The 21,886-nt window shown below is 60.1% G+C and carries 27 protein-coding genes and 2 pseudogenes; 19 read left to right on the top strand and 10 right to left on the bottom strand.

What is annotated here, in order from left to right; all coding sequences use genetic code 11:
• The first annotated feature begins 486 nt into the window (after positions 1–486).
• The 8 genes from UIB01_RS23185 (at position 487) to UIB01_RS23330 (ending at position 4,496) form a co-directional block, all read left to right on the top strand.
• A complete protein-coding gene (locus UIB01_RS23185; RefSeq protein ID WP_040138015.1) occupies positions 487–780 on the top strand; it encodes a hypothetical protein in 294 nt (97 codons plus the stop codon).
• A 143-nt stretch (positions 781–923) separates the two neighbouring features.
• Positions 924–1,457: a hypothetical protein gene (locus UIB01_RS22005; protein WP_040138013.1), complete on the top strand. Its 534-nt coding sequence runs from the start codon at positions 924–926 to the stop codon at positions 1,455–1,457.
• Positions 1,454–2,017 (top strand): hypothetical protein, encoded by a 564-nt coding sequence (locus UIB01_RS22565; protein ID WP_051605152.1) that lies wholly within the window; start codon positions 1,454–1,456, stop codon positions 2,015–2,017. The genes UIB01_RS22005 and UIB01_RS22565 overlap by 4 nt, the downstream gene beginning before the upstream one ends.
• Before the next feature lie 66 nt (positions 2,018–2,083).
• Positions 2,084–2,815 carry a hypothetical protein gene (locus UIB01_RS23180; RefSeq protein ID WP_040138011.1) on the top strand — a complete coding sequence of 244 codons (732 nt, stop codon included), beginning with the start codon at positions 2,084–2,086 and terminating at the stop codon, positions 2,813–2,815.
• Positions 2,816–3,125: 310 nt separating this feature from the next.
• Positions 3,126–3,533: an antitoxin Xre/MbcA/ParS toxin-binding domain-containing protein gene (locus UIB01_RS21990; protein ID WP_019406411.1), complete on the top strand. Its 408-nt coding sequence runs from the start codon at positions 3,126–3,128 to the stop codon at positions 3,531–3,533.
• A gap of 119 nt (positions 3,534–3,652) precedes the next feature.
• The gene (locus UIB01_RS21985) at positions 3,653–3,853 is read left to right on the top strand and encodes a hypothetical protein (protein WP_040138009.1); all 201 of its coding nucleotides are present in this window, start codon (positions 3,653–3,655) and stop codon (positions 3,851–3,853) included.
• A 62-nt stretch (positions 3,854–3,915) separates the two neighbouring features.
• Positions 3,916–4,311, top strand: coding sequence for a hypothetical protein (locus UIB01_RS21980; protein ID WP_196247266.1), 396 nt, complete (start codon positions 3,916–3,918; stop codon positions 4,309–4,311).
• A 32-nt stretch (positions 4,312–4,343) separates the two neighbouring features.
• Positions 4,344–4,496: a hypothetical protein gene (locus UIB01_RS23330; protein ID WP_196247265.1), complete on the top strand. Its 153-nt coding sequence runs from the start codon at positions 4,344–4,346 to the stop codon at positions 4,494–4,496.
• A gap of 117 nt (positions 4,497–4,613) precedes the next feature.
• Here UIB01_RS23330 and UIB01_RS21975 read toward each other — a convergent pair whose 3' ends face one another.
• The 9 genes from UIB01_RS21975 to UIB01_RS21935 form a co-directional block, all read right to left on the bottom strand.
• Positions 4,614–4,919 (bottom strand): hypothetical protein, encoded by a 306-nt coding sequence (locus tag UIB01_RS21975; RefSeq protein ID WP_230585324.1) that lies wholly within the window; start codon positions 4,917–4,919, stop codon positions 4,614–4,616.
• Positions 4,920–5,007: 88 nt separating this feature from the next.
• Complete coding sequence (locus UIB01_RS21970) at positions 5,008–5,337, bottom strand: hypothetical protein (protein ID WP_040138005.1); 330 nt, start codon at positions 5,335–5,337, stop codon at positions 5,008–5,010.
• Between the two features lie 124 nt (positions 5,338–5,461).
• Positions 5,462–5,839 carry a hypothetical protein gene (locus UIB01_RS21965; protein ID WP_040138002.1) on the bottom strand — a complete coding sequence of 126 codons (378 nt, stop codon included), beginning with the start codon at positions 5,837–5,839 and terminating at the stop codon, positions 5,462–5,464.
• A 31-nt stretch (positions 5,840–5,870) separates the two neighbouring features.
• Positions 5,871–6,119, bottom strand: coding sequence for a hypothetical protein (locus tag UIB01_RS21960; RefSeq protein WP_040138000.1), 249 nt, complete (start codon positions 6,117–6,119; stop codon positions 5,871–5,873).
• A gap of 12 nt (positions 6,120–6,131) precedes the next feature.
• On the bottom strand, positions 6,132–6,422 hold the full coding sequence (locus tag UIB01_RS21955) for a hypothetical protein (RefSeq protein ID WP_040137998.1): 291 nt from the start codon (positions 6,420–6,422) through the stop codon (positions 6,132–6,134).
• A 9-nt stretch (positions 6,423–6,431) separates the two neighbouring features.
• Positions 6,432–6,614: a hypothetical protein gene (locus tag UIB01_RS21950; RefSeq protein WP_019406404.1), complete on the bottom strand. Its 183-nt coding sequence runs from the start codon at positions 6,612–6,614 to the stop codon at positions 6,432–6,434.
• A 19-nt stretch (positions 6,615–6,633) separates the two neighbouring features.
• Positions 6,634–6,942, bottom strand: a complete 309-nt coding sequence (locus UIB01_RS21945; protein ID WP_019406403.1) for a hypothetical protein — start codon at positions 6,940–6,942, stop codon at positions 6,634–6,636.
• An 11-nt stretch (positions 6,943–6,953) separates the two neighbouring features.
• Positions 6,954–7,187 (bottom strand): hypothetical protein, encoded by a 234-nt coding sequence (locus UIB01_RS21940; protein WP_051605151.1) that lies wholly within the window; start codon positions 7,185–7,187, stop codon positions 6,954–6,956.
• Positions 7,188–7,197: 10 nt separating this feature from the next.
• Complete coding sequence (locus UIB01_RS21935; protein ID WP_040137993.1) at positions 7,198–7,440, bottom strand: hypothetical protein; 243 nt, start codon at positions 7,438–7,440, stop codon at positions 7,198–7,200.
• Between the two features lie 462 nt (positions 7,441–7,902).
• Between UIB01_RS21935 and UIB01_RS21930 the strand changes: the two genes are divergently transcribed.
• The 6 genes and pseudogenes from UIB01_RS21930 to UIB01_RS21910 form a co-directional block, all read left to right on the top strand.
• A complete protein-coding gene (locus tag UIB01_RS21930; RefSeq protein WP_040137991.1) occupies positions 7,903–9,705 on the top strand; it encodes a phosphoadenosine phosphosulfate reductase domain-containing protein in 1,803 nt (600 codons plus the stop codon).
• Between the two features lie 73 nt (positions 9,706–9,778).
• Entirely contained in the window at positions 9,779–10,483 is a 705-nt protein-coding gene (locus UIB01_RS21925) for a hypothetical protein (RefSeq protein WP_040137989.1), read from the top strand.
• A pseudogene (locus UIB01_RS23615) lies at positions 10,480–10,590 on the top strand (hypothetical protein); the annotation flags it as partial. The gene UIB01_RS21925 and the pseudogene UIB01_RS23615, both read left to right, overlap by 4 nt.
• 27 nt (positions 10,591–10,617) lie before the next feature.
• Complete coding sequence (locus UIB01_RS21920; protein WP_040137986.1) at positions 10,618–10,992, top strand: hypothetical protein; 375 nt, start codon at positions 10,618–10,620, stop codon at positions 10,990–10,992.
• Complete coding sequence (locus UIB01_RS21915; protein WP_019407024.1) at positions 10,989–11,372, top strand: hypothetical protein; 384 nt, start codon at positions 10,989–10,991, stop codon at positions 11,370–11,372. The genes UIB01_RS21920 and UIB01_RS21915 overlap by 4 nt, the downstream gene beginning before the upstream one ends.
• Before the next feature lie 60 nt (positions 11,373–11,432).
• Positions 11,433–12,170, top strand: a pseudogene (locus tag UIB01_RS21910) (nucleoid-associated protein); the annotation flags it as partial.
• Positions 12,171–12,447: 277 nt separating this feature from the next.
• Here UIB01_RS21910 and tbtR read toward each other — a convergent pair.
• Positions 12,448–13,233: a tribuytltin resistance regulator TbtR gene (gene tbtR, locus UIB01_RS21905; protein WP_040137982.1), complete on the bottom strand. Its 786-nt coding sequence runs from the start codon at positions 13,231–13,233 to the stop codon at positions 12,448–12,450.
• 211 nt (positions 13,234–13,444) lie between these two features.
• Between tbtR and tbtA the strand changes: the two genes are divergently transcribed.
• The 5 genes from tbtA to UIB01_RS21880 all read left to right on the top strand — a co-directional run bounded on the left by tbtA (position 13,445) and on the right by UIB01_RS21880 (position 21,578).
• Complete coding sequence (tbtA, locus tag UIB01_RS21900) at positions 13,445–14,593, top strand: multidrug efflux RND transporter periplasmic adaptor subunit TbtA (protein ID WP_051605150.1); 1,149 nt, start codon at positions 13,445–13,447, stop codon at positions 14,591–14,593.
• A gap of 14 nt (positions 14,594–14,607) precedes the next feature.
• Positions 14,608–17,748 carry a multidrug efflux RND transporter permease subunit TbtB gene (gene tbtB, locus UIB01_RS21895; protein ID WP_040137980.1) on the top strand — a complete coding sequence of 1,047 codons (3,141 nt, stop codon included), beginning with the start codon at positions 14,608–14,610 and terminating at the stop codon, positions 17,746–17,748.
• Entirely contained in the window at positions 17,745–19,175 is a 1,431-nt protein-coding gene (tbtM, locus tag UIB01_RS21890; protein ID WP_003296469.1) for a multidrug efflux RND transporter outer membrane channel subunit TbtM, read from the top strand. The genes tbtB and tbtM overlap by 4 nt, the downstream gene beginning before the upstream one ends.
• A 71-nt stretch (positions 19,176–19,246) precedes the next feature.
• Entirely contained in the window at positions 19,247–19,765 is a 519-nt protein-coding gene (locus UIB01_RS21885; protein WP_003296470.1) for an acyloxyacyl hydrolase, read from the top strand.
• A gap of 382 nt (positions 19,766–20,147) precedes the next feature.
• Positions 20,148–21,578 carry an IS1182 family transposase gene (locus UIB01_RS21880; RefSeq protein WP_040137976.1) on the top strand — a complete coding sequence of 477 codons (1,431 nt, stop codon included), beginning with the start codon at positions 20,148–20,150 and terminating at the stop codon, positions 21,576–21,578.
• Positions 21,579–21,886: the final 308 nt, after the last annotated feature.

The following is a 21,886-nucleotide window of genomic DNA, read 5'->3' as shown; positions in this document are numbered from 1 at the left end:
TACCTCGCTTGTGAACCGGCAGCGCAGGAAATCCACGCCGCCAGTGCCAGCATAGGGGCATCACTTCCTGCCGACCAGCAGCGGACCCGTACCCTGCCAGAGACTAAGCGACGTGCAACACTCCTCCGCTTGGGAATAATAATGAACCTGCCGGCCGGCGCAACCTGCGCCGACTGCGTGCACTGCCGCCGATCCACGATGATGTTTGGGCATATCCCGGAGGACGAGGTATGCGACTGGTCGCCCTCGCGATTCACTCCCAGGACGCAAGCTAGTCCTGAACGCCGCCCGGTTCGCCGGGCTTTTTTGTGCCCGAGGATCGGTGGTCGGCGGTGCGTACCAACATCCGCGGCTGAACGTGAGGGAAATAATCCCCTGCGCGTTTCAGCCAGCATCGGCCGTGGTGGTGCAGGCCGGCAACGGCACTTGGGTTCCTGCTCATGCGTGCGATGGTGGGTACATCTTCCAGCACACGAGCAAGCCACAATGACCAAAACCACTCTGATCACCCTCGCCCGCATCGCAGACAACATCACCTGTGCAGGCTACCGCGCCGATGTCTGCAATATCGACACCTCCCAGGCTCCCACCCGGTATGCGTTGGTGCTGGAGTGCGATGATGGCGTCAGTTACACGTTCCCCGACCAGGAGGTCGAGCTTCTGGATAATGGTGAGGTTCTGGCGTGGAGCGATGCGGATTCCGAGGATGACGGCCAGTCCATCCAGTACCGCCTGCGCATGACGGTCGAGCGCCCGTTGTCCTGCGAAGATTTGGCTTAAACGGTGATCATCCGCTACGCACAGGGGGCTTCGGCCCCCTTTCTTGTGCCTGGATTCTTAGCGCAACGTGGCTACGGCTTGGGTTCTAGGCCAATCGTGCGAAGCTGAGGCTATCTAAACCAGCACACCGCGAGGATACGAGCATGGCAGTCATCTGCGAATTCGGTACCGCCCCCGAGCAAGCCAGGGATGGATACAAGATTGTCGGACTCGTCTACGGGACCGATGAAGAGTTGCTGGCCGAGTACAGCAGCCTCGATGTGCGCTTCGTCCGTGGCGCTGCGGTCCACGGGCAGCCCGGCGTCTGGGAGTTTGCTGCCATGCACCCGCTCAAGTCGGTTCAGGTCAAGCACTGGCAAGCCTACGGCGAGGGTGAGGCCAAGCCGGCTACGCATCAGATCGACATCGAGGACCAGCGAGGCGTAAATGGTCAGGTTTACCTAACCGTTGGCGCTATGGATGGCGCCTTGGATGACATGATTTCTGTCGTGGCCGAGGTCAACACCAACCCCGCGACCGGAACTGATGAGGTTCCCTGTGTGCATGTATCGTTCGACGATGATGCTATGGCCTTCTCGCTGTTCAAAGTGGGCGACAAGATCCTGCTGCGCCTGGAGAACGATGTGACGCTCACACGCACGGAGTCGCCCACCGGCCCGCTGTTCGTTGTGGAATGACCGAGCACCACGCCGGCATGCAACGGGTGATCGCGGTCATCGGCACCGCAGGGCGCGATAAGCAATTCCCAATGGATATTTCCCACTGGGAGTTCATTTGCCGTGCGGTCAGGTTCTATGTACGACCCGGCGACCATCTCGTTTCTGGCGGTGCTGCGTGGGCCGATCATGCAGCAGTCTGGGCCTTCAATGAGGGCTTATCCGCCAGCCTGACACTGCATCTTCCTGCGCCATTCGAGGCGAGTTTTTCCGGTGGCAATGGCACCAGCGGCGGTGCAGCAAACCATTACCACAGGCAATTCAGCCGGGCGATCCGGCGAGACACGCTAGCCGACATCCAGGAAGCGATCCTCGGTGGCGCGCAATGCACCTACCAGGCCGAGTGCAAAGGCTATGCAGCGATGTTCGCACGCAACCGGCTCGTGGCAGAGCAGTGCACGCATGTGCTGGCCTTCACTTTCGGGATGGGCGCTGAGCCGGCCGATGGCGGTACCAAGGCCACATGGGACATGGCCGGACCTGGGAAGATGCGCAGGCATGTCAGCTTGAAGCCGCCCTAGCAGCTTGGGTTTTGCGGGCCTGGCCGTAGCCTGAAGCCATCTCCCCCGCTTCCCCAGGACAGCGCCATGACCATCACCGATATCACTGTTCAATCCGCCCGCCTGGCGGCTGCTGAAGCGCAGTTCTGCACAACAGACTTTGGCTACCGCAATACGGCCGTCGAGCCGTGGCGAGAAGACGGAGCCAAGCTCGTGCGCTTTGTCCAGGCCGAGCGTAACGGACAATCCAGCCTGCTTGAGTACAGCGTTCTGTTTGCCCCGGACTCGGCACGGGTTATCTGCTGCCGAGTCTTCGACTTCACCGAAGCGCTGGCCGAAGATGACGACTGGGTGCCGATGTTCAGTGCGTGGCGTAAGGGCGGATGGTACGTCTGGAACATCGCGCGGCCGGAAGGAGGTTGCGGCTGCGTCAGTCGCAACTATGCGGACGGAAAGTGGCGGATCGTGTGCGACCCGCGCCGCGACGAGCCGGGAGCGCCTGGCGACTTCACCTACGCATCGCGCACCGAGGCGGCCAAGGCCGAACGTGCTCTGATTGCCGAGCAGGCCCGCGCGCTGCTGCACAAGGCTCGCTGCAACGATTCTTCCCTTCAGCTGCTCAGCGTGCGCCTGGTGTGCGACAAGCACGGGTACCAGGATTTCGATATCGAAGGCCACCCGACTGTGCATCGTGCATGCGTGCCCAACGGTATTCGTGTGGGCCAGCAGTTCAACGTCTATCACGGAGAAGGCATGAAATCCGGGGCGGTGTGGACTGGCACCCTGGAAGGCTCCATACGCAAATTTGCGTGTATCTGAGGGGGCTTCCTATGTGCTTCCCACGAAAACACAGCTTGGTTCGCTACAGCGGCACCAGAGCAGCATGGCGATGTGCATACCGCGCAGCCCGAATTGCAGCAGGCCAAGGCTTGCCTCCTAATCCGGCGTATTCTGGCATTCAGTGGAAGGCCCAGCTGATAGTGGCATATGAGCGGCCACCTCTTGACTCCCTCGCCTGCTCGGTTTTAGGCAGGCTTGCCGCCTATCGGATCATTAAAGAAATTGTTTCGGATGAGCGCAAGGCTGTCGATACCAGTGAAAGTTATCTCTCTGGATGGGAAGCCTGACCATGCTCGATATCGCATTTGATGCACAGACATACCGCACTTACAGAAAGCGGCTCGAAGACATTGCGGGCCTTTCGGTGGCTATCCCTGAAAGGGAGGTGTTGCGCGCAGTAGGCGACGGTCTGCCGGCGTCGGTGATCGATCAGTTGTCAGCCAGTCGGCCCCTGGCTGCGTATGCACGCCAGATCCGCCCGAAGGGGGCCTGCTTGGGCCAGAAGGAAAGCTATGTCGCCTTCGAGCTGGCTTTCGTGTTGGCTTTGGCGCAGGCGGTTCTCGGCAATGCCGAAGCTGCTGATCAGTGGCTTGCTACTCCGAGCGAGCAGCTGGGCGGGCACAGGCCCGCAGAAGTATTTCACCACGACAACGGCGCGGCCCATCTGACCGTCTCCCTGATCCGAAGCGCCCGATAGTCCGCTCTGCCGGGCAGCATCTGCGGCCACTGCGAAGCTGGCCCGGCCTCTTTCGGGCTTGGGTTAGCGGCGCTTCATGCGAATCTGAGTTCAGTCCAAACAGCTCAGGTAATCATGTAATGACTCAGGCAGCCCGCACTTACAATCACGCTTACACCATCGCCTTCAGCGTCTCCGGCTCCACGTGTGAAGACGGCGAGGATGTGACGGCGCAACAGATGGCTGATGCGCTGAAGCTGCGTGTTGATGATCTGATGGCGAAGGGGCACCTCTTGCATGCTGTCGGGTCGGCCTATGATTCCTTCTGTGAACAAGACTGAATCGGTCGATCTCGACATAATTCAAGCTCCCCGCTTTGCCTGGAATATCCGCAGGAAGAACCATGTCTCGTGTAATTACCGACTTTGAGCAGCACCTGCTCAGCATCATTCAGCCTCTGCACGCGGCCAAGTGGCAGGCCGACTATCGCTGGTTTGACCTGGAGCGCTCATTGGCCAGACTCGCCATAGATTATGGTGGACTAGACCTTTGCCCGGATTTCCAGCGGGGCCATGTTTGGTCCGCCGAGCAGCAGCGCCACTTCATTGAAAACTGCCTCCGCGCTGTAGTCCCCACCAGCGCATTTCTGATCCAGTTCAATTGCTCGGAATGGGGTGATCCTGATCCTGAGTCGGATCTGCCGGTTGGCCTGCAGTGGATGGCCTGCAGCGCTACACCGCTGTTACCGAGTTCGTCAAAGGCAATGTCAAACCGTTCGGATTCACTGCAAACGAGCTAGCCGGTACCCAATTTTCCCCGAAGCGGATGTGCATGAAGGTGGCCATTCACGGCTTCACCAAGCGTGCGGATCTGCTGTCGCAGTACCTCGCCTTGAACGCAGGTGGAACGCCTCATAGCGCAGAGGAAATTGCCCGCGTGCGCGCCCTGCTGGCCGAGGCCCAAACTGACGGCGCGACTGGCTAACCAAGTGGCTTCAGCTCAGGCGCTTTATGTAGTGGAGCGCCGGTAATCCCGACTCGCTCGCACAGATGGGCGTCGGTTCGCAGAAGCGCTGTTCGGCGACGCGGTTAGATGGACAGTTCAGTCGTCGGCCTGGTCTTTGGCCAGTATCGCGTTAAGCACGGTTTGGTCATCGTCGAAGTAGCCATCCTCAGCCAGCCCCAGTTTCCCATCGAGGACGACGCAGACGGCTAGTGCGGCTTCCGTTGGATCAGCACCATATTCACGAATCACGCGCTCGATCTGCTTGCGCAGAAGATGCGCGGGCTCCACCTGGCCTACGCCACGCTCAGCACCCGGATCAGGAAGGCTCACGGGGCCGGGGGAATCAGCCAAAGGGTTGGCATTGACGATTGCGCCAGATGTGGTGCGGAATTTCATTTCCATGCTTTGTCTACCTACTCGGTTCGGTTGGAACGGCCAATTGCCGCTACACGCTAATCGAAGCCCGACCTGCTGACTGGTAATGGTTTTCCTAAAGTCCCCTTGGTGGTACTGGACCAAGGCTGATATACAGCCCGCGCCGCAGTTGTTCATGGGTTTCTTCTGGGGATGAGTGCGAGCCAGCACCATAGAGCAAAGCAGCCTGTTCAATGAGCATTTCTGCTTCACGGGCAGCTCCGTATTCATCGTCACTGACCACATACACATCGCAGAGGACGGTGAGCCTATGAAAGAAGCCACCTGGCGGCAGCTCCTGCCGACATTTCCAGGCATACAGTTCTTGGCACAGGGCGCTTAGATTATTCGCTAAGAACTGCTTAGCCGCTTCTTGGTGCTGCTGCTCAGGCTTTGCTGTTGACATGGCGTTATCCTTCACCACCACGCCAATACGAAGGAGCCAGGAAAGAAAATCTCCACACCGAACAGCACAGCAGCTGCTGAAGCCAAACCTATCGCCACGTCGCGTGCCATTTACGTTTTCCTATCTAGTCGCGGCAAAACACAAAGAGCATGACTGGCAAGATGCTGATGCCAACTAGGAACTCCAAAATGGTCATTTGGCCCTCCCCCGTCCCGAAACCCCATCCTTGAAACAGGTTCGAGTCTAAGAGCAGGAGCAAGCCAACCAAGCCCACCAGCGCCGCAACGGCACCACAGAAGATGAGAAGACCCTCTTTCGCAGAGCTTGGCCATTCCGATTCCAGAGACAGGTTCTTCAAGGATGCCCAATAGCTATAGTCGCCGTCGCCACGTATCGATTCGTCAAGCCTGACCTCGGCCCGCCTACTGTCTTGGTCGATTTGCCTGACAGTGCCAAAGCCGAATTTTGTTAACACCCTTGTTCCAGGCTGAATTGTCTCCATAGTTTTCCTCGATCTTTAAGACCTGCCGCGCCTACCACCAAATTCTGATGTGAGGACGGCGGTCGAATTCTTCCTCAGTCAATCCGTAACCAAGGGACTTTAGTTCGGCCATAGCTTCCTCGAACGCAGCAGGATTGAACCCGTAGTTCACAGGGACAAATACAGATACTGCACCCTGCTCGGCACCTTTCCGTATTTTGGCGGCTACGTGGTCAAGTACGGTTTGCTTGGCCGAGGTGTGTTTGCCGCCCAGTCGGCGGGCTTCATCAGGTGTAAGCATGGATTTCCTTGATCAGGCTGGGAAGCCAGCGTCTTTCAACAGGCCGAGTGCTTCATCGCTTTCTAATGCGAAAGGCCCTTCAGCGTAATCAGCATCGCGGATATACATCTGAACGTGCTGGTCGGGTGTCACCTCAACGATCACCTCCGTCTCGGGCAGCACTTCCTCGTTATCAATGATGTGCTCGCGTACATAGGGCATATCCCAGGCCTGCTGTCGCTTGGTGTAGAAGATGCCTTCCTGGCCGTCATAGGTCGTTTCGACGAAGCCAGCAGCGGCCAGTTGATCGTTGCCAATTTTCATGGGGTTTTCCTACCAGTCCGAACGTTGAAGGCGGTACGTGCCCGGAAGATTGTTTTCGAAGTGGCTCAATTTCCTTTCAGCCTCGTCCTGGTCATCCGCTCGATCAATAGCGAGCCAATCACCATTAAGCTGACGCTCTTCAACGAACCACACCGGGTAGAGCGCGTCCTCTGCTGCTGTTTTGTCTGTCATGCCGTGTGCTCCTGATTTCCTAGATGCTTGCAGAGGTATATGCCGGGACGAAATCCAGGCTCAAATCTGCGCCCTGAGTCAGCAGCAAATTGGCCTTCTCATGTCGGCCCGCTTCGCGACGATTCAGACCGAAGGCCGCAAATACCGGGAGTCCATAACTCAGCGATTTAAGCTCTGGCAAGCCCAACGATTTACTGACAGAGGCAATCGCTGCGTCGAGCGCAGGGCGACGTTCGGCCAAGGGCAGTTCACCAACCACGCACGCCTCGCGCTTGTAGGGGTAGCCAAGGGCGTCCAGCGCCTCGTAATCAGGTCGTTTACTGGTCATCGGATGGTTTCCTACTCAACGGAGGTGGCTGGTGTACGGGCCGCATTCAGCAGGCCGGCCACGCGGTCGGCGCTGAGGATGGCCAGCGTCTCGGAACAGTCATCGCAGCCCAGGACGAACAGGCACTTGACCTCATTGGATCGCAGGCGCCCTTCCGGTACACCTGAATCGGTCTTGCTGTGAGTGTCCCAGGTCAGCGACTCGCTGCCACATTCGCGGCACTTCTTGATTTCGGTGATGGCCATGGCGCGATCCCTACTTCACTTCTTCAAAGTGCCAATGGACATACTCGAAGGCGGCCTGCTTGGCTTCTTCTTCGATTTGCTCTTGGGTGGCGTCGTCTTCGAGCGCCTTCTCGGGATGGCCTACCACGGCTGCGGTGGCCGCCTGATGCTCACTGCCCCACTCGTGATAGTGATGCTTGCACGATCTACCCTGCAGTGCGCCGAGTTCGGGCTTCCAGCGTCCGTCGAGTGTGCGTGCGTTGATGGTGAACATCGGTGGCTCCTTTCGTTGCTTGACGGTTGAAGCATCTCATCCGTCTCAACAAACCCAAGCGCCCGGTTCTATGTGATTGCCGCCCCTCCTCTTCTCGGCAATGGGCTAATGGCAGTCGTCATGTTCTTCCCTTCCAGAGAAAGCGGACTGGATTACCGGCCAGCTGTTTCCCTGCGCGAACTTCGAAATCGTAAGTGTCTGATTTTCCCTGTGATCTTGATCGAGCGCCTGTATCCCAGAGGTATTTTCTTGTGCGGCTGCGGAGTTCAATTTCCGGCGCTGCGGTCGTGGCCTGTAGGTGCCCGGTTCGATTCAAGCGGAGAATTTCCGCGTGGGTTTCCAGCGTTGGTGGGCTTTGCGTGGCCCTTGGACGCTAGCCGGAGGGTGCGAGCTTGGGTATTTGGCGACCGGCCGTAGTGTGGGGTTATCGCTTAAGCCAGCCCCAGGCATACGGAATCCCTCATGCAGCTGATCGACGCCACTCTTTTCCAAGACCCCATCCCGGTAGCAAGCCCTATCGTTGAGCGCACCTTCGACGAGAAAGTGGCGGATGCGGTAGCTGTCATCGAGGCCAACATTCGCGCCGGCAAGCGCCTGATCGGGGCATGTTCGTTCGGGAAGGATAGTAGCGTCATGGTCGCCCTGACCCTGATGGCGATGGAGCGGCTGCAGGACGCTGGTTACGAAGTTCCCGAATTCCATGTCATGACCAGTGACACCCTGGTCGAAAACCCTGCGGTGCTGGCCTACAGCAAAGGCGAGATCCGCTCGCTCAAGGATTATGCCACGAGCAAGAACCTTCCGGTGAGGATCTGGGTGTGCAAGCCCAACCTGACTGAAAACTGGCTTGTGTCGATCATCGGCGGACGCACCGTGGCGTCTATGCCGGGCAATAGCGCTAAGTGCCAGCAACAGATGAAGAAATCGCCACTGGACCGTACCAAGCGACAGATCAAAGCCGTGCTGAAACACCAGATGGGTAGCGCCTACCGTGATGATGATGTCGTCGTGCTGATCGGCACGCGGCGGGACGAATCCGCGGTGCGCGAGCGCAATATGGAAGCCCGTGGCGAGAGCGCCATCGTGCCGGTCAATACTGCTGGCCCGAACAAGAAGCCTGAGTGGGTGCTGAGCCCCGTGGCCGACTTCACGACCCTGGACATCTTCACCTTCCTGGGCAAGGTCACCAGCGGCCAGATCGACACCTACAGCGACTTCCAGGCCCTGACGGAGGTTTACCGCGATGCGGGCGGCGACTGCATGGTCAACGTCTTCATCCGTGACAGCGGCGTCGAGCGCAAGACCGGCTGCGGCGCGCGTCATGGCTGCTGGATCTGCCTGCGTGTCGGTACTGACCGCAGCATGGAAAACATGCTCGCCGAGGAAACCGGCAAGCACAGCTGGATGAAGCCGCTGAGCGATTTCCGCAACTACCTGCAGGCGCGCCACTACGACCCACAGGGTCGCAACTGGCTGGCCCGGTCGATCAATGACGAAACCGGGACGATAAAAATCGCTGCGAATGCCTACTCACCCGAGCTATGCCTTGAGCTGCTGCGCTATGCGCTGAGTATCGATGCCGATGAGGCTGACCGCGCGTGGGCAGCCGGTGAACCGCCGCGTTTCCAGCTGCTGGGCATGAAGGAAATTCTCACTATCGACCTCTACTGGGGGCGCTACGCCTACCAGCGGCCATTCACAGCGCTGAGCGAGTACCGCCAGATTTTCGAGAACGGCAAGCGCTACCGCATCCCGCATGAGTACAAGGTCTACGAGCGAAAGGATCTGGATGTCACCCGTGAAGTCGAGGTGCCATTCGTGGACGAGCAATTCCACGGGATCTACCAGGGTCTGCGGTCGGCCATTGCAAGCGTGGCCAACGCTGAGTCGGTCGTGAAGAAAGGCGGGATCTACTACACCCATGTGACCGAAACCAACGAGTTCGACATCGATGCCGAGGGAGCGGAAATGTTCTTCGACTTCGAGCTGGATCACGCCCTGGAATACTACGGCCCGCACGCCGATGTTTACCCCTCGGATGTTGTGCACTACCTGGCCCGCTTCGGCACCGTGTCGTTCAAGAAGGGCGGGCATTCGTCCTGGGACCGGATGTTGCGGATCGGCAATCAGCTCCACCGCCACGGGCTGCGCGACATCCTCAACGATCCTGATGCGCTGATCGCCAAGCTCACCGGGCAAGCTGCTCAGGTGCCGTGTGCGGCCATGTCTGCGCCAGCAACTGGGCAGCTCTCGCTGGGGTTCTAGTCTTGCTGCCGGCACCGAGCTTGGGATCTGCCGGCTTGTCGATAGCCTGAACTCAAATTCACAGGAGGTTGTCATGAGTGATTCGAGCAAGGGCGGCGCACCAGCACCAGCGAAATACAGCGACATCGTTGCCGATGGCGGCATGGACCCGCGCTCGGCGCATGTCGAGCAGCAGTTGCGCTCTACGTCGCCGGCCGACTGGCAGACTGTTCCGGTAAACCCGACGATTGAGATGATCGCCGCGCTCGGCTTCAACGGTGATGTGCCGCTTGCCGTAGGGCATGCGAGTGCCTGCGAAGAACTCACGGCACAGTACCGAGCCATGCTTGCCTGCGCTCCGGCCGCACCGCTCGCCAAAACCCCGACTGCATATCTGCGAGCCTCCGATCTTGAGCGGCTGGCACCGAACAATGTTGCCGGCTGCGCAGCCTCGCTCAGCAAAGAACCCGGCAACGGACTGGTTGCGATTTACACCGAGGCCTTCTCTACGTCCGCGCTGGCCGAGGCGCTTGCTGCGTTCGTAGCGCTGGCCGAAGAGCGCGAGCGCGAGTTGGGCGATCTCTCTTCCGAGATGCGCGAGTGCCTGCAGAAGGGCCGCGCTGCCCTTTCCGTAATTCAGCCTCAGCAGCTCGGGCTGGTCGAGACGCTGCAGAACGCATTTGCCATCTCCTCTAATTCCGGTAGCGGAAAATTCGCCCTCACGCTGAGCTTCGAAAATCTGGCTGCTATGCAGGCCTGCCGCCGCGCGGTTGAGTGCGCTCTAGGCGGTGCCAAATGAGAGGCCGTAATGCATTGAAGCCACTCAAGCCCTGCCCTTTCTGCGGGAGCCCCGCCAAGGAAACTGACCGGATCAACTCCAATGTCGTGGCATGCACCGGCTGCGCGGCGCGAGTGACGCAATCAGAACCTGGCATGGGCGATGCCGATATCCGCTGGAATCAGCGCCAACAGTGCTTCAGCCCGGCGCCGGCCTGGCAGGCGTTCGACTACAACGCGCCGCCCGAATCGGGCCTGTACTGGGTCGCAGGCACCCGGCCGGTATGGGATGTGTGTGCCAGCGATGACGGGAGCCCGGTTGGCGTCCACACAGGTGAGCATGAGCAATTCGTCGCCCTAGTCTGGTTCCAGATCTGGACGGACGATGACGGTTCCCTGGTGTTGGATTTCGCCGCTGTTGACCCTTACAACCTCGGCAAATTTGCAGACGAGGATACCGTCTCGCATTTCATGCCTCACGCGATCCCGGCACATCCGGCCGTGGCTACGCCGACCAAGGAACTGACATGAGCCAACGCCTCCCGCTGCGCCCGCGCGACATCGAGCTGATCGAAATGCCCACTATCGCCAGCCAGATGCCGGTCGAGTTCGAGAACGGCCAAACGTGGCAGGACTTCGAAGGCCGCTGCGCGGGGTGCGGTGAGGACATCCCGAGCGGGTTCATGCGCGGTGCCGTCATCCGCCAGGCCCTCCGCTGCTACACCGTTGAGGCTGTCGGAGTTTGTGCCAGCTGCCGTTCCGGCACCTCATTTCTGGTGCGCCTGCATGATGACGGCAGCTTAACCACTCAGGTCGATGGAGTCTGGTGCCGAATGGCGCGCGTTCAGCTGGGCCTCTTTTCCTGGTTGGGAAGCCTTTTGCGGTCGATGTTCGGCACCAGGCAGCGCTGACCGACGCAGGCCAACCCGCCAGCACCAGAAGAAAAACACCACCACGACAAGGGATCATCCATGCCAATCAATCACATCATCGTCCACCAGATCGACAAGAAACCGGACGGAACGCCGGCAGTTCTTCATCCCCGTGACACGGAATTGCCCGTTTCCCAGGCAACGGAGAATCTGCTGGCGGATCTCAACCACGGGTACAACGCCAAGGCCGGCAAGGGCTGGGGTCTGTTCCATGAGCCATCCGGCGCGTACCCGTTCAGCGGCTGGCTGAGTCAGTACCTGGACGGCACTACCGACTTCACCGCTTTCAGCCACCAGGCCGTCGAGCATCTGCAGAAGCTGATGGAAGAATCCAACCTGTCCACCGGGGGGCATGTGCTGTTTGCCCACTACCAGCAGGGCATGACCGATTACCTGGCCATCGCGCTGCTGCACCACAGCGAGGGTTTGACCGTGACCGATGCGCTGGACGTGGCGCCTGCCCGGCATCTGGACCTTGGCCAACTGCACCTGGCTGCACGTATCAACCTCTCCGAGTGGCAGAACAACAAGCAGTCCCGGCAGTACATCTCCTTCATCAAGGGTAAGAACGGCCGGAAGGTTTCGGACTACTTCCGCGACTTCATTGGATGTCAGGAGGGAATTGACGGCCCCAGCGAAACCCGCACGCTGCTCAAGGCGTTCAGCGAATACGTGGAGAGCGAGGACTTGTCCGAGGAGCAGGCTCGCGAGAAGGTGACCACGCTGATTGGCTATGCCAGCGCCCAGAGCAACCTGGGTGAGCCGGTGTCGCTTGAAGGGGACGATAGAGAAAACGGAAAAAATCGTACGTTAAGCGTACGGCCTGTCAGGTTGAGGCCCTAGAGGTTGCCGGCGAGGCGTCAGAAAATGCTGGAATCGGCCCTATCCTGACGCGGCCCAAGGTTCCGGCCTGACGCCTAGTTAGGGCGTACTTCAACTGGACGTTCGCGGCGGGCCTACGTTGGGTTTTGGTTCCATTGCTCCCCAAATCCCAGAATCTTGCGTCGGGTCAGCTCCGCTTCAGCGGCGGTTCGTCTGGCCATGCTTTCGCCTCTCAGGATGTATGCGTGGCGCGCCGACCGATCGCCCGCTCGACGCTCTGCTGGCAGCGGTGCAGCGCCTGTTGAAATGGCTCACGACGAGTCACTAGCCGCGCTGTCGGTCCGACGATTGCGATCGAGTACCGGCCCAAATAGGTTTCCAGCGTGATCGCAAACGAGCTGAGTCCTTCAATCAGCTCGCCATGCTCTTCGGCAACGGCGCCCTCAGCGATCTGGCCGAGCTGCTTAAGCAGCGTAATCCGGTCAGGCGTGCATGGAGTCACGATCGGCAGCGGGTCGGGCAGCATCTGTTGCAGCCACTCATCGGCCAGGACCGCCAGCAGCGCCTTGCCGCTCGCGGTCGCGTAGGCCGGCGCCTTGATACCAATGGGAAACACGACACGTAGCTCACGCTCGGCCACGACGCGGTCGACCACGTAGGCTTTCGCGCCGACCAGCGTGCTGACGCAAACCGACTCGCCCAACTGCTCGCAGAGCTCGAGCATGTAGGGCTTGAGCAACGTGATGATGTCCGTCTGGGTCTGGCTGATCAGCTGCCCGAGTGCCGGCCCCAGGCGGAAGCCGCCACTGGGGCCAAGGGTCTCGACCAGGTACTCGGCCTCCAGCGCGGTGATGATGCGCTGCACCGTGGAGCGGGGCAGGTCGACGATCTGCGCGATAGCAGCCAGGCTCAGTCCCTGGGGGTTGTCGCCCAGGGCCCGCATGATCGCTCCTGCGCGGGCGATTACCTGAATACCGTTGTGCCGGCCGGCTTCAGCGGCCTGGTCTGTCTGTGTCATAGCATCCTCTTATGTACTACGCCCACTTGGGTTGCGGGGATTTTCCAGCAGCTTCGCAAGAGTGAACAGGCATTCTTCAACGTCGCGGACCGGAGTTGCCAGTTCCTTGTTCAGGCCTGTTACATATTCCGAGTTGTCTCTACTGAACTGTATAGTGATACACTGAATCGCTATATGGTACAGCCTTTGTGCATTTGAGGGGAGACAACAGGTGAATCACCGAAAAGCTAAATCGCGCGCATGGCATTCCGTTCCGCTGGCGGCACTGTTGCTGGCCGGCTGCGTGGAGTCGGACAAGACGCAAACCGCGGCGCCGCCGCCGGAAGTGGGGGTCTATCAGGTCGAGGCACAGGCGTTGACACTGACCACCAAACTGCCGGGACGTACCGCCTCGTACCGTGTCGCCGAGGTGCGGCCGCAGGTCAACGGCATCGTTCAGAAACGTTTGTTCACCGAGGGCACGGAGGTCGAGCAGGGCCAGCAGCTGTACCAGATCGACGCACGCACCTATGAGGCACGCCTGGCCCGCGCCAAGGCCAACCTGGTCACGGCGGAAAACCTGGCCAAGCGCTATGAGCGCCTGGTCAAGACCAATGCCGTCAGCCGCCAGCAGTACGACGACGCCATGGCCGCCTGGAAACAGGCCCAGGCCGAAGTACAGGTAGCCAGCATCGACGTGCAGTACACCAAGGTGCTGTCGCCGATTTCCGGCCGCATCGGTCGCTCGCGGGTCACCGAGGGCGCACTGGTGACCAACGGCCAGGCGCAGGAAATGGCCACGGTGCAGCAGCTCGACCCCATTTACGTGGACGTGACCCAGCCCATTACCAAGCTGCTCGAACTGCAGCGAGCCCTGGAAACAGGGCGCCTTCAACGCGCCGGCGAAGACCAGGCGCAGGTCAGCCTGACCCTGGATGACGGCAGCGCTTATCCGCTGACCGGCACGCTGAAATTCTCCGAAGTCAGCGTCGACCCCACCACTGGCTCGGTCACCCTGCGCGCCGAATTCCCCAACCCAGACCGCAAGCTACTGCCCGGCATGTTCGTCCAGGCCCTGCTGCAGGAAGGCGTTCAGCAAAACGCCATTCTGGTGCCGCAACAAGCGGTGAGCCGCGACGTGCGTGGCGTGCCCAGCGTCTGGGTGGTCAAGCAGGACAATAGTGTCGAGCGCCGCGAAGTCGAGACCCTGCGCACGGTCGGCAATGCCTGGCTGATCGGCAAGGGCGTCGCCGACGGCGAACGCGTGATCACCGAAGGCACCCAGCACGCCCGTAGTGGCGTCACGGTCAAGCCGGTGGAGGCCAGCAACGTTCAGCTGGTTGCCGAATTTGGCGAGCCCACCGCCGCCGCGGCCAACTGAGGAGCTAGACGTTCATGTCCCGTTTTTTCATCGACCGGCCAATCTTCGCCTGGGTTTTGGCCATCGTGGCCATGCTCGCCGGCGCGTTATCGCTGGTGAAAATGCCGATCAGCCAGTACCCGAACATCGCTGCCCCTGCAGTCTCGATCCAGGTCACCTACCCCGGCGCCTCGGCGCAGACCGTGCAGGACACCGTGGTGCAGGTGATCGAGCAGCAACTCAGCGGCCTCGACGGCTTCCGCTACATGTCCGCCGAAAGCGCCTCCGACGGCAGCATGACCATCATCGTGACCTTCGAGCAGGGCACCGACCCGGATATCGCCCAGGTCCAGGTGCAGAACAAACTGCAGCTGGCTACACCCAGGCTGCCTGAGGAAGTGCAGCGCCAAGGGCTGCGCGTGGTGAAGTACCAGCAGAACTTCTTCCTGATCATCGGGCTGGCGGACAGCACCGGCAAGATGAGCAACTTCGACCTCGGCAACGTGATCGCTTCGCAGTTGCAGGACCCGATTTCGCGCATCGACGGCGTGGGTGACTACATGTTGTTCGGCTCACCCAATGCCATGCGCATCTGGCTTGATCCGGCCAAGCTCAACAGTTACCAGCTGACTCCAGGCGATGTTGCCGACGCTATCCGCGAGCAGAACGTACAGGTCTCCTCCGGCCAGCTCGGCGGTTTGCCGACCCGCACCGGTGTGCAGCTCAACGCCACGGTGCTGGGTAAGACTCGCATGACCACTCCTGCCGAATTCGAGGAGATCCTGGTCAAGGTCAAAACCGACGGCTCGCAGATCCGCGTCAAGGACGTGGCTGAGGTCGCGCTGGGTGCCGACAACTTCTCTATCTCGAGTACCCATAACGGCAAGCCTTCGGCCGGCCTGGCCCTGCGTCTGGCCTCCGGCGGTAACCTGCTTGAAACCGTAGAAGCCGTGAAGGCCGAGATGGAGAAGCAGAAAGTCTATCTGCCCGAAGGCATCGAGGTGATCTATCCCTACGACACCACGCCAGTGGTGGAGGCCTCGATCAGTTCGGTGATCCACACCATCATCGAAGCGGTGGTGCTGGTCTTTTTGGTGATGTACCTGTTCCTGCAGAACTTCCGCGCCACGCTGATTCCGACCCTGGCGGTGCCGGTGGTGCTGCTCGGCGCCTTCGCGCTGCTGCCCTACTTCGGCATCAGTATCAACGTGCTGACCATGTACGCCATGGTATTGGCCATCGGCCTGCTGGTGGACGACGCCATCGTGGTGGTGGAAAACGTCGAGCGCCTGATGCATGAGGAAGGGCTGACACCACTGGAAGCCACGCGCAAATCCATGGGGCAGATCCAGGGTGCGCTGGTGGGTATCGGCTTGGTGCTCTCGGCAGTGTTCGTGCCCATGGCCTTCTTTGGCGGCTCGGCAGGCATCATCTACAAGCAGTTCGCCGTGACGATCGTGCTCTGCATGAGCCTCTCGGTACTGGTGGCACTGATCTTCACCCCGGCGCTGTGCGCCACCCTCCTGAAGAAGCCCAAGGGCGATGCCCATCACGAGAAAAAAGGCTTCTTCGGCTGGTTCAACCGCATCTTCGACCGCGGCACCAACCGCTTCGAGCGCGGCGTGGGCGGCATGCTCAAGCATCGCGGCCGCTACCTGCTGGCGTTCGTGCTGATCACCGCCGGCACTGGCTACCTGTTCACCCAGATTCCCAAGGCGTTCCTGCCCAACGAGGACCAGGGGTTGATGATGGTGGAGGTGCGGATGCCGGTGAACTCGTCCGCCGAGCGCACCGAAGCGGTCCTCACCCAGGTGCAGGACTACCTGAAGAGCGAGGAAGACGAGCTGATCGAGCACGTGCTGAACGTCAACGGCTTCAACTTCGCCGGCCGCGGGCAGAACTCGGGCCTCAGCCTGGTCATGCTCAAGGACTGGGACCAGCGCTCGGCCGAGGGCCAAGACGTGTTCAGCATCGCCGAGCGCGCCAACGCCCACTTCGCTCAGGTCAAGGACGCCACCGTCATGGCCTTCGTGCCGCCGGCGATCCTGGAAATGGGTAACGCCATGGGCTTCAACCTGTATCTGCAGGACAACGCCGGCCTCGGCCACGAAGCATTGATGGACGCACGCAACCAGTTCTTGCAGTTGACCAACGAGCATCCGCATCTGCGTGCGGTGCGCCCCAACGGCAAGGACGACGAGCCGCAGTTCCAGGTCAATATCAATGACGAGAAAGCCCGCGCCCTGCAGGTCAGCATCGCCTCAATCAACGAAACCATGAGCGCGGCCTGGGGTTCGATGTACGTCAACGACTTCATCGACCAGGGCCGGGTCAAGCGTGTCTACATCCAGGGCCAAGACGATTCGCGCATCTCGCCGGAAGACTTCGGCAAGTGGTACGTGCGCAATACCCTCGGTGAGATGGTGCCCTTCTCGGCCTTCGCCACCGGCGAGTGGGTGTTTGGCTCGCCGAAGCTGGAACGCTACGGCGGCATCTCTTCGCTGGCAATCCTCGGCGAGCCGGCACCCGGCTACAGCACCGGCGACGCCATGGTCGCCATCGCCGAGATTATGAAGGAACTGCCCCCCGGCATTGGCCTGAGCTACACCGGCCTGTCCTACGAGGAAATCCAGACCGGTGACCAGGCGCCCATGCTTTATGCGCTGACTGTGCTAATCGTGTTCCTCTGCCTGGCTGCACTTTATGAAAGCTGGTCGGTACCGGTGTCGGTGATGATGGTGGTTCCGCTGGGCATTCTCGGCGCGGTACTTGCCACGCTAATGCGTGAACTGAACGCCGACGTCTACTTCCAGATTGGCCTGATGACCACGGTCGGCCTGTCGGCGAAGAACGCCATCCTCATCGTCGAGTTCGCCAAGGATTTGTATGAGAAGGAAGGCATGCCGCTGGTCGATGCTGCCGTTCATGCGGCCAGGCTGCGGCTGCGACCGATCGTCATGACTTCCTTGGCCTTTACCTTCGGTGTATTGCCCATGGCTCTGGCCAGTGGCGCCGGTGCCGGCAGCCAGCACTCGGTCGCTACCGGCGTGGTCGGCGGGATGATCACCGCCACGGTGCTCGCGGTGTTCTTCGTGCCGCTGTTCTATGTGGTGGTGGTCAAGTTGTTCGAAGGCCGCAAGAAGGCTCAGGCCGATGGCGAAGGAGAATCCGCATGAGACTCAAGCATCTGACCGTCGCGATGACGCTGGCGCTGTCCGGCTGCAGCCTGATTCCGGACTACCAGCGCCCGGACATGCCGGTGCAGGCGCAGTGGCCGGAAGGCGCGGCCTATGATCAGGGCGTGTCGGCGAGCACCACTGCCACGGAGCTGGGTTGGCGGCAGTTCTTCGTCGATCCGACCCTGCAACGCCTGATCGGCCTCTCGCTGGAAAACAACCGCGACCTGCGTCAGGCGGCGCTCAACGTCGAAGCCTACCGCGCGCAATACCGCATCAGCCGCTCCGACCTGTTCCCCAGCATCGGCATCGACGGCAGCGGCCAGCGCCAGCGTCTGCCGGCCGACCTGGCGAACACCGGCGAGGCGGGTATCGCCAGCCAGTACGGTGTAACGCTTGGCGTCAGTGCCTACGAGCTGGACTTCTTCGGTCGCCTGCGCAGCCTGGAGGAAGGCGCGCTGGCGCGCTACCTGGCAACCGAGGAGGCGCAACGCAGCGTGCAGATCGGGCTGGTCAGCGAGGTCGCGATGGCCTACCTGACCTGGCGCACCGATCAGGGCCTGCTGGAGCTGACCCACGACACGCTCTACAGCTATGGCAAAAGCCTGAGCCTGGTGCAGGCCGCCCACGACGTTGGCACGGCATCGGCATTGGATGTGCGTCAGGCCCGCAGCCTGGTGGAGCAGGCGCGCGTGCAGTTCGCCCGCTATTCGCGCCTGGTCGCGCAGGATGCCAACCTGCTGCGCCTGTTGCTCGGCACCGAGCTGCCGGCCGATATCACGGATGAACCCGGCAGTGATCGCATGTTCGCAGAATTGCCGGTGGGCATGCCGGCCGACCTGCTGCTACGCCGCCCGGATATCATCGCAGCCGAGTTTCGCCTGCATGCGGCCAACGCCAACATTGGCGCAGCACGCGCGGCGTTCTTCCCGAGCATCCGCCTGACAGCCGCCGCCGGCACCCTGAGCGGTGAGCTAGACGGCCTGTTCGAGGGCGGTTCGGGCACCTGGAGTTTCATGCCACAGATCAACATCCCGATCTTCACCGCCGGCCGGCTCAAGGCCAACCTCGATTACGCCGAGGTGCAGAAGGACATCAACATCGCCGAGTACGAACAGACCATCCAGACCGCATTCCGCGAAGTCGCCGATGGCCTGGCCGCACGCGGCACCTTCGAAGAACAGCTGCAGGCCCAGGCCGACCTGACCACTACCACCCAGGAATACCTGGAACTGGCGCAGCAGCGCTATGACGAGGGTGTCGACAACTACTTGGCCGTGCTCGATGCGCAACGCGAACTGTTCTCTGCCCAGCAACAGCTGCTCAGCGACCGACTGCTGCAGCTCAACAGCGAGGTGCAGCTGTTCCGAGCGCTCGGCGGCGGATGGACGGAGAACATCGCGCACCGCGACGAGTCCGCGCAATAAAAAGGCGGTCGGCGTTACGCCGGCCGCTATGACAACGTTTGATTGTTTTGGAAAGCCAGAGGAGAGAAAGCATGAAAATCCGCTTCGCACTGTCGTTGGCAATCGCACTTCTTACCGGCACAGCCACCGCTGGCGCCGCCGAGTTTTCCGGCGCGCTGGGCATGACCGGTCAAGGTGACATGAGCTACCGCGCCGGCCTGGCGTTCGACTGGGACAAAACCTGGCTGAACAGCGGCACTGGCCAGCTGACCGGCTACTGGGAAGCTGCCTATACCTATTGGGAAGGCGGTGACGACTACAGCGGTGCGCACTCGCTGTCCTTCGCCCCGGTATTTGTCTATGAGTTCAGCGGCTTCAAATACACGCCCTTCGTCGAAGCCGGGATTGGCGTTGCATTCTTCTCCAAGACCGATGTCGGCGAGCAGCAATTGGGGTCCTCGTTCAACTTCGAAGACCGCATCGGCGCCGGCCTGAAGCTGCCGCACGAGCAAAAGGTCGGCATACGCGCCATCCACTATTCCAATGCCGGCATCAAACAGCCGAACGACGGAATCGAATCCTACTCATTGTTCTACAACAAAGCCTTCTGATATCTGGGGCTTCTGCGCCGGACGGAGTCGCAACGTGGTAATCACCTTGCCGCAATTGTCCCTTATACCTAGTACGTTGTGTCGCAGCGATTTCGTCTGCGCGCTGCCCTCTGTGTTGTTCCCCCGCAATTACTGATCATTCGTGACCTGTCGCACCGCCGCAAACTGCTGGTGAGCTCGTCTACAACTTAGAGGCGGTAACCTGATGGACTACGGAATATCGTCCAGTCGCAATTGGCAGCACATCAATGAGATCCGAACTCAGAAAAATGCCTGCCGCATGGTGCCGGCGGTGGAAGGGCGCTATCCGGCCCAGAGTGTGTAAAAACGCCCCGGTAAACCTTTGCTATGATTTCGGAGAATCTCACCGCAAGGGGCGCCCATGAAACGGTTTATCCAAGGTGAACATCGAGGCCAAAGCACCTTACTTCCCGAAAGCCTCGACGATTACGTCAGCGATACCAATCCGGTTCGGGTGGTTGACGTTTTCGTCGATGAACTCGATTTGGCCAAGCTAGGTTTTGATGGCGTCATTCCAGCCGAAACCGGCAGACCTGCCTACCACCCGGCGATCCTGCTGAAGATCTACATCTACGGTTACCTAAACCGCATTCAATCGAGCCGACGTCTTGAGCGAGAAGCCCAGCGCAACGTCGAACTCATGTGGCTAACCGGGCGTTTGATGCCCGACTTCAAGACCATCGCCAACTTCCGAAAAGACAACAGCAAGGCCATTCGCGGCGCCTGCCGACAGTTCGTTTTGCTCTGCCAGCAGTTGGGGTTGTTTGGCGAAAACTTGGTTGCCATCGACGGCAGCAAATTCAAGGCAGTGAACAACCGTGACCGCAATTTCACTAGCGCCAAACTGAAGCGGCGCATGGAAGAAATCGAGGCGAGCATCAGCCGTTATTTGGCTGCGCTCGATGCGGCTGATCGACAGATTCCTAGCGCCTCCGCGCCAGACACGGCCAGCCTGGAAGATAAAATCGCCAAGCTCAAAGCGCAGATGAAAGAGCTTCAGGGGATCGAAACTCAGCTCAACAATTCCCCTGACAAACAGGTTTCGCTGACCGACCCGGATGCCCGTTCGATGATGACGCGCGGCAGCGGTATCGTCGGCTACAACGTGCAGACGGCTGTCGATACGCAGCACCATTTAATAGTTGCTCACGAGGTCACCAACAGCGGTTCCGACCGTGACCAACTCAGTTCAATGGCGAAGCAGGCTCGTGAAGCCATCGGCGAAGAAACGCTGTCCGTGGTGGCTGACCGAGGCTACTTCAAGGGTGAAGAAATCCTTGCCTGTCACGACGCAAACATCATGGCCTACGTGCCTAAGCCAATGACTTCAAGCGCCAAGGCTGATGGCCGATTCAACAAAGATGCCTTCGTGTATGACCCGACGAAAAACGAATACACCTGTCCGGCGGGAGAGGCACTGATCTGGCGATTCTCCAGCGTTGAGAAAGGCATGAATATGCACTGCTACTGGAGTTCAAAGTGCCAGAGCTGCACGCTGAAAACCCAGTGCACGCCAAGCACAAATCGTCGAGTACGGCGCTGGGAACATGAAGCTGTGCTGGAGGAAATGCAACGCCGGCTGAACCAAGCACCGGAGATGATGCGGGTTCGAAAGCGGACTGTTGAGCATCCCTTCGGGACGCTCAAACAATGGATGGGGGCAATGCACTTCCTGACTCGAAAACTGAACGGGGTGAGTGCAGAAATGAGCTTGAATGTGCTCGCCTATAACTTGAAGCGGGTGATGAAAATCATCGGCACCGAAGGCTTGTTGAAGGCGATGACGGCGTAAAAGCCCCTTTTTTTGCTGCTCCAGGAGGTGCCGCAGCGCTTCATACGCGCTCTGAGGCGTTACCAGCGCTGATCGTGGTAAGTAATCGGGAAATCACCACGCCCAAGAGCAATGGGCTGAGGCACACACGATAAGAAAGTGTTTTTACACACTCTGGGCCAATTACAGCCGGCTGGTAATTCCCAGCTTCTGACCGGCTCACCAATGCCGGGGTCGGCCCCTTTCTGGCCAGAAGCACTCTTTGACTATCGCCCAGTGGAACCAGCGCTTTTGGATAGAACAAAATCAAATGACTTAGAGCGCATGAC

The sequence above is a fragment of the Stutzerimonas decontaminans genome (genome assembly GCF_000661915.1).
Lineage (GTDB): Bacteria > Pseudomonadota > Gammaproteobacteria > Pseudomonadales > Pseudomonadaceae > Stutzerimonas > Stutzerimonas decontaminans.
Note: the sequence above shows the minus strand (reverse complement) of the source record. Positions and strands in the feature narration are given on the sequence as shown.

What these genes read in the sequence shown, in the direction of transcription:
- UIB01_RS21925 (WP_040137989.1), top strand. Translation starts at nt 9,779, where the DNA reads ATGAGTGATTCGAGCAAGGGCGGCGCACCAGCACCAGCGAAATACAGC.
- UIB01_RS21920 (WP_040137986.1), top strand. Translation starts at nt 10,618, where the DNA reads ATGGGCGATGCCGATATCCGCTGGAATCAGCGCCAACAGTGCTTCAGC.
- UIB01_RS21960 (WP_040138000.1), bottom strand. Translation starts at nt 6,119, where the DNA reads ATGCTTACACCTGATGAAGCCCGCCGACTGGGCGGCAAACACACCTCG.
- tbtM (WP_003296469.1), top strand. Translation starts at nt 17,745, where the DNA reads ATGAGACTCAAGCATCTGACCGTCGCGATGACGCTGGCGCTGTCCGGC.
- UIB01_RS21990 (WP_019406411.1), top strand. Translation starts at nt 3,126, where the DNA reads ATGCTCGATATCGCATTTGATGCACAGACATACCGCACTTACAGAAAG.
- UIB01_RS21915 (WP_019407024.1), top strand. Translation starts at nt 10,989, where the DNA reads ATGAGCCAACGCCTCCCGCTGCGCCCGCGCGACATCGAGCTGATCGAA.
- UIB01_RS22005 (WP_040138013.1), top strand. Translation starts at nt 924, where the DNA reads ATGGCAGTCATCTGCGAATTCGGTACCGCCCCCGAGCAAGCCAGGGAT.
- UIB01_RS21985 (WP_040138009.1), top strand. Translation starts at nt 3,653, where the DNA reads ATGACTCAGGCAGCCCGCACTTACAATCACGCTTACACCATCGCCTTC.
- UIB01_RS21940 (WP_051605151.1), bottom strand. Translation starts at nt 7,187, where the DNA reads ATGGCCATCACCGAAATCAAGAAGTGCCGCGAATGTGGCAGCGAGTCG.
- UIB01_RS21970 (WP_040138005.1), bottom strand. Translation starts at nt 5,337, where the DNA reads ATGTCAACAGCAAAGCCTGAGCAGCAGCACCAAGAAGCGGCTAAGCAG.
- UIB01_RS21980 (WP_196247266.1), top strand. Translation starts at nt 3,916, where the DNA reads ATGTCTCGTGTAATTACCGACTTTGAGCAGCACCTGCTCAGCATCATT.
- UIB01_RS21930 (WP_040137991.1), top strand. Translation starts at nt 7,903, where the DNA reads ATGCAGCTGATCGACGCCACTCTTTTCCAAGACCCCATCCCGGTAGCA.
- UIB01_RS23180 (WP_040138011.1), top strand. Translation starts at nt 2,084, where the DNA reads ATGACCATCACCGATATCACTGTTCAATCCGCCCGCCTGGCGGCTGCT.
- UIB01_RS22565 (WP_051605152.1), top strand. Translation starts at nt 1,454, where the DNA reads ATGACCGAGCACCACGCCGGCATGCAACGGGTGATCGCGGTCATCGGC.
- tbtR (WP_040137982.1), bottom strand. Translation starts at nt 13,233, where the DNA reads ATGACACAGACAGACCAGGCCGCTGAAGCCGGCCGGCACAACGGTATT.
- UIB01_RS21950 (WP_019406404.1), bottom strand. Translation starts at nt 6,614, where the DNA reads ATGACAGACAAAACAGCAGCAGAGGACGCGCTCTACCCGGTGTGGTTC.
- UIB01_RS21965 (WP_040138002.1), bottom strand. Translation starts at nt 5,839, where the DNA reads ATGGAGACAATTCAGCCTGGAACAAGGGTGTTAACAAAATTCGGCTTT.
- UIB01_RS21885 (WP_003296470.1), top strand. Translation starts at nt 19,247, where the DNA reads ATGAAAATCCGCTTCGCACTGTCGTTGGCAATCGCACTTCTTACCGGC.
- UIB01_RS21945 (WP_019406403.1), bottom strand. Translation starts at nt 6,942, where the DNA reads ATGACCAGTAAACGACCTGATTACGAGGCGCTGGACGCCCTTGGCTAC.
- UIB01_RS21955 (WP_040137998.1), bottom strand. Translation starts at nt 6,422, where the DNA reads ATGAAAATTGGCAACGATCAACTGGCCGCTGCTGGCTTCGTCGAAACG.
- tbtB (WP_040137980.1), top strand. Translation starts at nt 14,608, where the DNA reads ATGTCCCGTTTTTTCATCGACCGGCCAATCTTCGCCTGGGTTTTGGCC.
- UIB01_RS21880 (WP_040137976.1), top strand. Translation starts at nt 20,148, where the DNA reads ATGAAACGGTTTATCCAAGGTGAACATCGAGGCCAAAGCACCTTACTT.
- UIB01_RS23185 (WP_040138015.1), top strand. Translation starts at nt 487, where the DNA reads ATGACCAAAACCACTCTGATCACCCTCGCCCGCATCGCAGACAACATC.
- UIB01_RS23330 (WP_196247265.1), top strand. Translation starts at nt 4,344, where the DNA reads ATGAAGGTGGCCATTCACGGCTTCACCAAGCGTGCGGATCTGCTGTCG.
- UIB01_RS21935 (WP_040137993.1), bottom strand. Translation starts at nt 7,440, where the DNA reads ATGTTCACCATCAACGCACGCACACTCGACGGACGCTGGAAGCCCGAA.
- UIB01_RS21975 (WP_230585324.1), bottom strand. Translation starts at nt 4,919, where the DNA reads ATGGAAATGAAATTCCGCACCACATCTGGCGCAATCGTCAATGCCAAC.